7 protein-coding genes are annotated in these 7,701 nt (G+C 42.2%); 6 read left to right on the plus strand and 1 reads right to left on the minus strand.

The genetic code is table 11. The annotated features are described in order from the left end of the window. Positions 1 to 15 precede the first annotated feature (15 nt). From AC1EU0_RS15785 to AC1EU0_RS15805, 5 genes are all read left to right on the plus strand, one after another. Complete coding sequence (locus tag AC1EU0_RS15785) at positions 16 to 825, plus strand: enoyl-CoA hydratase-related protein (protein WP_480303526.1); 810 nt, start codon at positions 16 to 18, stop codon at positions 823 to 825. Positions 826 to 827: 2 nt separating this feature from the next. Beyond that, positions 828 to 2,822, plus strand: coding sequence for an acetyl/propionyl/methylcrotonyl-CoA carboxylase subunit alpha (locus AC1EU0_RS15790; RefSeq protein ID WP_480303527.1), 1,995 nt, complete (start codon positions 828 to 830; stop codon positions 2,820 to 2,822). After that, positions 2,823 to 3,713, plus strand: coding sequence for a hydroxymethylglutaryl-CoA lyase (locus tag AC1EU0_RS15795; RefSeq protein WP_480303528.1), 891 nt, complete (start codon positions 2,823 to 2,825; stop codon positions 3,711 to 3,713). Between the two features lie 165 nt (positions 3,714 to 3,878). Beyond that, on the plus strand, positions 3,879 to 4,577 hold the full coding sequence (locus AC1EU0_RS15800; RefSeq protein WP_480303529.1) for a CoA transferase subunit A: 699 nt from the start codon (positions 3,879 to 3,881) through the stop codon (positions 4,575 to 4,577). Between the two features lie 12 nt (positions 4,578 to 4,589). Continuing rightward, positions 4,590 to 5,246, plus strand: a complete 657-nt coding sequence (locus AC1EU0_RS15805) for a CoA transferase subunit B (protein WP_480303530.1) — start codon at positions 4,590 to 4,592, stop codon at positions 5,244 to 5,246. A 67-nt stretch (positions 5,247 to 5,313) separates the two neighbouring features. Here AC1EU0_RS15805 and AC1EU0_RS15810 read toward each other — a convergent pair whose 3' ends face one another. Continuing rightward, positions 5,314 to 6,279 (minus strand): integron integrase, encoded by a 966-nt coding sequence (locus AC1EU0_RS15810; RefSeq protein WP_480303531.1) that lies wholly within the window; start codon positions 6,277 to 6,279, stop codon positions 5,314 to 5,316. 273 nt (positions 6,280 to 6,552) lie between these two features. Between AC1EU0_RS15810 and AC1EU0_RS15815 the strand changes: the two genes are divergently transcribed. Then, the gene (locus tag AC1EU0_RS15815; RefSeq protein WP_480303532.1) at positions 6,553 to 6,711 is read left to right on the plus strand and encodes a hypothetical protein; all 159 of its coding nucleotides are present in this window, start codon (positions 6,553 to 6,555) and stop codon (positions 6,709 to 6,711) included. The last annotated feature ends 990 nt before the right edge of the window (positions 6,712 to 7,701 follow it).

Genomic DNA, 7,701 nt, shown 5'->3' on the forward strand with positions numbered 1-7,701 from the left:
TCGGAGACAAAAATAATGACTACCGTCTTTGAAAACGAACAATTTCAGCACATTTTGTGCGAACTAGAACAAGGTGTCGGCAAGCTGATTTTAAACCGTGTCGAAAAACACAATGCCTTTGATGAAGTCATGATTGCTGAAATCATCAAGGCATTAGCTTTGTTCGCTGCAAATAGCCATTGCCAAATATTAGTATTAAAAGCGAATGGTAAACACTTTAGCGCTGGTGCAGATTTAAATTGGATGCGCAAACAAGCACAAATGGATTTTGAGCAAAACTTAGCAGATGCCAATGAACTTGCTCGATTGATGCACGACTTGGATAAATTCCCAAAACCTACTCTGGTTCAAGTTCAGGGTGCTGCTTTTGGTGGTGCATTAGGTTTAATTTGCTGTTGTGACATCGCTATTGCGACACCAAAATCCAGTTTTTGCCTTAGCGAAGTTAAACTTGGTCTTATGCCGTCCGTCATTAGTCCTTATGTAATTCGTGCGATGGGCAATCGTGCCTCACGTCGATATATGTTAACCGCAGAACGCTTTGGTGCAGAAAAAGCGCTTGAACTACAAGTGCTTCATGAAGTTAGCGATGATTTAGATACTGCCAGCCAGCCGTTGATTGATGCATTACTTTCCAACAGTCCACAAGGCATGAACTGGTGTAAAAAGCTCATTGCTCGTATGGAAAGTGGTGAAATTAATCAAGATACCCTCGACTACACCACCGACAGAATTTCTAACATTCGTGTATCTGAGGAAGGTCAAGAAGGCCTAAACGCCTTTTTTGAAAAACGTCAGCCTAACTGGCATAAGGCAGAGGAATAATAATGATCACAAAACTACTGATTGCCAACCGTGGTGAAATCGCCTGCCGCATTATGGACACCGCCAGTAAAATGGGCGTTAAAACCGTTGCTGTTTACTCAGATGCAGATGCAAACGCTCGCCACGTAGCAATGGCCGATGAAGCTTTTTACCTTGGTGGAAGCGCGCCAGCGGAATCATATTTACGTGGCGATGCCATCATCGACGTAGCTAAACGAGCGGGAGCACAAGCGATCCACCCCGGCTATGGTTTCCTTTCAGAAAATGCCGAGTTTGCCAAAGCCTGCGAACAAGCCGGAATCGAATTTGTTGGGCCGGGTTCAGCTGCCATTGATGCAATGGGCAGCAAAAGTGCAGCAAAAGCCATTATGACAGAAGCCAATGTACCACTGGTTCCCGGCTATCATGGTGACGATCAATCAGATGCTTTATTAAATTCAGAAGCAGAAAAAATTGGCTACCCACTGTTGATCAAAGCAGCTTATGGTGGCGGTGGCAAAGGCATGCGAATTGTTGAAAGCAAAGCTGAATTGCAAGGTGCTATCGACTCTGCACGTCGAGAAGCCGCTTCATCATTTGGAAACGATAAGCTGCTGATGGAGCGTTACTTACGTCAACCTCGTCATATTGAAGTACAAGTATTTGCAGACAAACACGGCCACTGCGTTTATCTATCGGATCGCGATTGTTCTGTTCAACGTCGTCACCAAAAAGTAGTCGAAGAAGCCCCTGCGCCGGGTTTAAGTGACGAGCTTCGCAAGCAAATGGGTGAAGCCGCTGTTGCGGCAGCTAAAGCAATTAATTACGTCGGTGCAGGTACCGTTGAGTTTTTGTTTGATACTGACAATAGCTTTTACTTCATGGAAATGAATACTCGTCTTCAAGTAGAGCATCCCGTCACTGAATTGGTCACAATGCAAGATTTGGTTGAATGGCAACTTAAAGTAGCCGATGGCCAACCGCTGCCACTTCAACAAAATCAAATTGAAGTTACAGGTCACTCTTTTGAAGTGCGTATTTACGCAGAAGACCCACAAAACGAGTTTTTACCTGCAAGTGGGAAGTTAGATTACTTACAAGAGCCAGCGCCCAATCCTTATGTACGTATTGATTCTGGCATTCGTCAAGGTGATGTGATCAGTAACTTCTACGATCCAATGATTGCCAAACTTATCGTTTGGGACAAAGACAGAAAACTGGCATTACAGCGCATGTCTAAAGCCCTTGAAGATTACAAAATCTCTGGCCTTAAGCATAACATCCGTTTCTTGCATGCGATCATCGAGCACCCTGCTTTTGCAAGTGAAAACTTCAGCACAGACTTTATTGATCGTTATAGTAACGAACTACTGACTCTAACATCAGCCGATGCTCAGACTATTCAAGCTTTAGCTGGTTTGTATCAAGTGCTTTATCGCAAGCAGCAAGCCAATGCTAAATTACCAGAACACTCTGACTGCACTTCGCCTTGGTCAGCACTTTCTGGTTTTAGACTCAATAGCCCCAAGCAACACGCGGTAAGATTGCTTGATGACGAGCACCTACAAATTGATTTGCGTTTAACAGAAGTTGCTCATGGCTACCAAGTAACTATTGGTGATAATAACTATCAATTGAATGGTTTATTGACGGGTAACCAGTTTAAAGTACAGCTCAATGATCACCGGTTTACTATACAAGTAGCTCAAGTTGGCGATGACTTTACTCTCTTCACTGGTACAGGGCAGTTCCATTTCAAAGCGATACAAGCTCAAGAGCTAGATCAGCAAGATGATGCTGCTGACAAGCTTAAAGCACCAATGAACGGCACCATTGTGACTCACCTAGTTAACGCTGGTGATAGCGTAACGGCTGGTCAAGGGTTACTTGTCATGGAAGCCATGAAAATGGAATACACGATTGAAGCTCCATTTGATGGCACTGTCACTGAGTTTTATTTCCACCCTGGGGATCTGGTCAGCGATGGTTCACTACTCTTAGATGTTGAGGAAGCTTAAATGAGCAAAGTAAGCATTTTTGAAGTAGGCGCACGCGACGGTTTGCAAAATGAAAAAGCCGTCAACACCCAAGACAAAGTGACGTTGATAAATGAACTCGCAAGCTCAGGCGTACGCCGTATAGAAGCGGCTAGCTTTGTTTCGCCGAAGTGGGTACCGCAAATGGCTGACTCATCAACGGTAATGGATCAAATTGAGCGTAACCCTAGTGTAAAATATAGCGGTCTTACCCCTAATCTAAAGGGCTTAGAAGCTGCTATTGCAGCAAACGTTGATGAAGTTGCCATATTTGGTTCGGCTTCGGAAGCTTTCAGTCAAAAAAACATCAATTGCTCTATCGAGGAATCAATTGCTCGCTTTAAACCTGTAATGGAGCTAGCTAAAGAACATAACTTACTCGTTCGAGGTTATGTTTCATGTGTTTTAGGTTGTCCTTATGAGGGCGAAATAGCCGTAAGTGAAGTCGTAAGAGTAACCGCACTTCTCAATGAATTAGGTTGCTATGAAGTATCATTGGGCGACACGATTGGAGTGGGAACACCAGCTAAAGCTAAGGCAATGCTAGAGGCTGTTATGCAAAGTGTACCAGTAGAAAAACTGGCCTTACATTTTCACGATACTTACGGTCAAGCCTTAGCCAATATCGCTACTTGTTTAGATACAGGAATAAAAACGTTTGACTCTTCTGTAGCTGGGTTAGGTGGCTGCCCATACGCTAAAGGAGCCTCAGGAAATCTTGCCACTGAAGACCTGATATACATGCTGCATGGCTTAGGGTTAGAGACTGGTATTAATCTTGAAAAATTAGCTCTTGCCGGTGACAAAATTTGTAAGGCTCTGGGTCGAAGTAACGGTTCAAAGGTAGCACTCACCTTACTCAAGCAACAATAAGTGGGATATATCCCATTTATTTTGACTAGGATCATTGAAAAATTTAATATAAATGCATGATTTGTGAATTCAAAAAACAGAGGCAACACGAGTACGGAACATCACTTCCTCTCTCACTTTAGCGTTTCATGCATAAATAAAGAACAAATACTAAAAGGAACAAACATGGCAGGATTGAATAAATTAGTCGGTAGCTATGAAGAAGCACTGGCTGGCCTACAAAGCGATATGACAATAATGGTCGGAGGCTTTGGTCTTTGTGGTATTCCTGAAGGTCTCATCAATCAAATGACTAACATGAATATTAATGGACTAACTGCAATCTCAAATAATGCAGGTGTTGACGACTTTGGCCTTGGCTTACTATTACAAAAGCGCCAAATTTCGACCATGATTGCCTCTTATGTTGGTGAAAATGCTACTTTCGAAAAACAGATGCTATCTGGCGAGCTTGAAGTCATTCTTACTCCTCAAGGAACTTTAGCAGAAAAGATCCGTGCAGGTGGCGCTGGTATTCCCGCATTCTTTACTGCAACTGGCTATGGTACTCCTGTGGCTGAGGGCAAAGAAACTCGTGAAATTGATGGTCGTCACTATGTTCTAGAAGACTCACTAACAGCGGATTTTGCATTAGTAAGAGCATGGAAAGCTGACACCATGGGTAACTTAGTTTTCCGTAAAACGGCAGCAAACTTTAATCCTATGATGGCAACGGCAGGTAAAATTACGGTTGTTGAAGCCGAAATCATTGTGGAGCCGGGTGAGTTGGACCCTGATCATATTCATACATCTGGTATTTATGTTGATCGCCTTATCCAAGGTACATTCGAAAAACGCATTGAGCAACGCACGGTTAAAGCATAAGGGAGAAAGAGCATGTCACTAACAAGAGAACAAATGGCTCAACGCGTCGCCAAAGAATTACAAGACGGCTTTTATGTAAACCTCGGCATCGGCATCCCTACCCTTGTTGCGAACTACATTCCTGAAGGTATTCAGGTAATGCTGCAATCTGAAAATGGTCTATTAGGTATGGGAGAGTTCCCAACTGAAGAAACGATAGATCCAGATTTGATCAATGCAGGCAAACAAACGGTAACTGCAGTTGATGGCGCTTCTTTCTTCTCATCAGCTGAAAGCTTTGCCATGATCCGTGGCGGCCATGTTGACCTTACTGTGCTTGGCGCCTTTGAAGTAGATGTTAACGGCTCAATCGCATCGTGGATGATCCCTGGAAAACTCATTAAAGGCATGGGCGGCGCAATGGACCTAGTTGCAGGCGCTGAAAACATCATCGTTACTATGATGCACGCTGACAAATACGGTAACTCTAAACTATTACCTCAATGCGAGCTGCCATTAACTGGCTATGGTTGTATCAAGCGTGTTGTAACCAACCTTGCTTATATGAAAATTAAAGAAGGTGCATTCCATCTAATTGAACGTGCACCGGGTGTATCTGTAGAAGAAATCAAAAACATGACTGCTGGTGAATTAGTCGTACCAGAACATGTACCAGAAATGGACTTATAAAAATTAGGTCCAATTGTCGCTCCTGCGCAAGCAGGAGCCCAGCGACTTTCCAGCTTATCAAAAAACACTACAAATCACTTAAAGGACTTCTCACTCCACTCGCCCCCGCTTGAATCACATGCGTGTAAATTTGAGTTGTTCTCACATCTTGGTGCCCTAACTGCTCTTGTACAGTTCGTATATCAGCGCCACGCTGTAAAAGATGAGTCGCAAACGAATGCCGTAAAGTATGACAATTCACATCTTTTGAAATTTTAGCTTTTATCGCCGCGACCTTAACAGCTTTTCGTACCGAAGTTTCATCAATGTGATGTCTTCGTAATTGACCTGAATGAGGATCAACACTCGTTCTTGTAGAAGGAAACAAATAATGCCATTTGAAACTAGTAGCTGCATTAGGATACTTTTGCTCTAACGCATAAGGAAGCCAAACACCTCGATAGTTTTCTAACTCACTATCAACAATAAAAAAACTTCTAGCTTGCTCAATCTGTTGTTTTAATGGTTCAACTAATTCGGGCGCTAACGTTACCCTTCGATGTCGCCCCCCTTTACCATTCCATATCAATAATGAGTGATAGTCAAAATCAATATCTTTTACTCTCAGTCGAACGGCTTCCATCAACCTTAGTCCACTCCCATACATCAATTTCGCCACAAGACTTCTGTTTGCTTGAACGTGTTTAAGTAAACTTGCTATTTCAGGCTTAGTTAAAACGACTGGCAATTTTGCTTCACGCTTTGAGCGATTAAATTGCAAGTCCATTGATAAGGGTTGCGACAAGAAGTCATTATATAGAAAGTGCAAAGCGTTAAGCGCGAGCTTTTGAGTCGCTGGAGCGACATTTTTTTGGTTCGAAAGGTAGCTCAAAAACAGCTCTACGTCCTTTTCTGCAAGTTTTGAGGGATGCTGCTTGTCATTAAAAATGATAAAAGCTTTGATCCAATGGAGATAAGTTTCGATAGTTCGTTTGGCAAAATGGCGAGTAACCATAAACTCAGAAATATGAGTGAGAAATGGCGAATGTGACATGAGAATCATCCTTGATTACACTGTATCAAAAAACAGTATTGCAGTTTTTCCTTCTTTCTACAAGAAATGAGGATTTTTTCCTCTTTTCACGCAAACCAGATTTTATATAAACAATAAAAGTGCTTGATTTTGTAGTAAAACATGGATAATTTAACGGAATGTTAAGATAATTAACAGGCGGTAGCGTGCCTGTAGAAAGAAGGACTTTTTCCTTCTAATAAGCTGTTATAGGCTTATCTGGTTAATATCGAATGTTATCTATGGAAAGGGAATATGGAATACATTGATTTTTCGTACGAAATACTTATTTTTGGAATCATTTTCTGGCTTGCAGGCGGTGCAAAATGGCTTTCAGAAAAAACTCGAAAACTAAAAATTGAAAACGATTTAAGAGAAAAAGAAATATCAGAAAGCTCTAAAAACCGCCTCTAACAAGCGCTTCAACAGGACAAATATTCGTTGGCTTTTGTCGCTGCGCTCCAAATTTTAGCCAACAATTATTTGCCTGTTAAGGCGGGCGTTAGCCGCTTTGGTGTATATTCAGTTTCTTGTTGAAAGTTGATCGCAATCAAAAGCCAGAAAAGAGTTTACCGAAAGCTGGCGTTCTTGTTTGGTCGTATTTTCCTTCGTACCATGCCAGCATAAGTTTCAGAATTTTTGGCAGGATTTCCAAAGGCTGGCAGTTGAGGTTGGCAATCCAGCTTTCGTGCAACGCCAGCACAAACAATGTGCCCAGCAAAGGTTTGTCATGGTTTTCAGGATTGCCGTAAACTTCGGTTTTTCTTGCTCATCATGGCTAAAGATTCATGATATTAATCAACCGAAAATAGTTGGTCGCAGGCTGGCGTAGCTTTCATCATTTGGTTTCATTCGGTGTTTGCCAGCTTTCAAGCATTTGTCCCGTTGGGCTGCGGCTAACAAGTAAATCCAGGTGACGCCTACGGCGCACCTGATTTAGGCGTTATGCGTTGTAAAAACTTCATTGCTTTAAAAGTTGTACCATTCAAGGTTCAACTGCGGTAGCAATGAAAATTCAGCTTAAATTCTGATACTGTAGATCAACCACGAAACTGCCCTATTCAGTGTTATTTCTGGTTGTTTTATAAATTTCAGTAATTGCCAAAATCATTGGCTGTTTTGCTAAACAAATTTGGGCACACTCCAAAACGTCTGTAATATCAAAACGTAATTGGTGCGCCTAACAAGCAAATCAACAGGGACAAATACTGTTTGGCTTTTGTCACTGCGTTCCAAAAATATAGCCAAACACTATTTGCCCGTTATTTGGGCGTTAGCGGGTCACGATTGAGTAGAAATCATTGTTCTCAGGTTCAACAAAGGTTTCGAGAACGTTCAGTGTGTTTTGACAGTTCAAAGAAAAACTCTGGGGAAGAAACCCAGCAAATCATCAGGCTTTTAAGG

The organism is Parashewanella sp. 2210YD4-3 (assembly GCF_056591735.1).

Coding starts and splice junctions, on each gene's coding strand:
- AC1EU0_RS15800 (WP_480303529.1), top strand. CDS start 3,879: ATGGCAGGATTGAATAAATTAGTCGGTAGCTATGAAGAAGCACTGGCT.
- AC1EU0_RS15815 (WP_480303532.1), top strand. CDS start 6,553: ATGGAATACATTGATTTTTCGTACGAAATACTTATTTTTGGAATCATT.
- AC1EU0_RS15805 (WP_480303530.1), top strand. CDS start 4,590: ATGTCACTAACAAGAGAACAAATGGCTCAACGCGTCGCCAAAGAATTA.
- AC1EU0_RS15810 (WP_480303531.1), bottom strand. CDS start 6,279: ATGTCACATTCGCCATTTCTCACTCATATTTCTGAGTTTATGGTTACT.
- AC1EU0_RS15795 (WP_480303528.1), top strand. CDS start 2,823: ATGAGCAAAGTAAGCATTTTTGAAGTAGGCGCACGCGACGGTTTGCAA.
- AC1EU0_RS15790 (WP_480303527.1), top strand. CDS start 828: ATGATCACAAAACTACTGATTGCCAACCGTGGTGAAATCGCCTGCCGC.
- AC1EU0_RS15785 (WP_480303526.1), top strand. CDS start 16: ATGACTACCGTCTTTGAAAACGAACAATTTCAGCACATTTTGTGCGAA.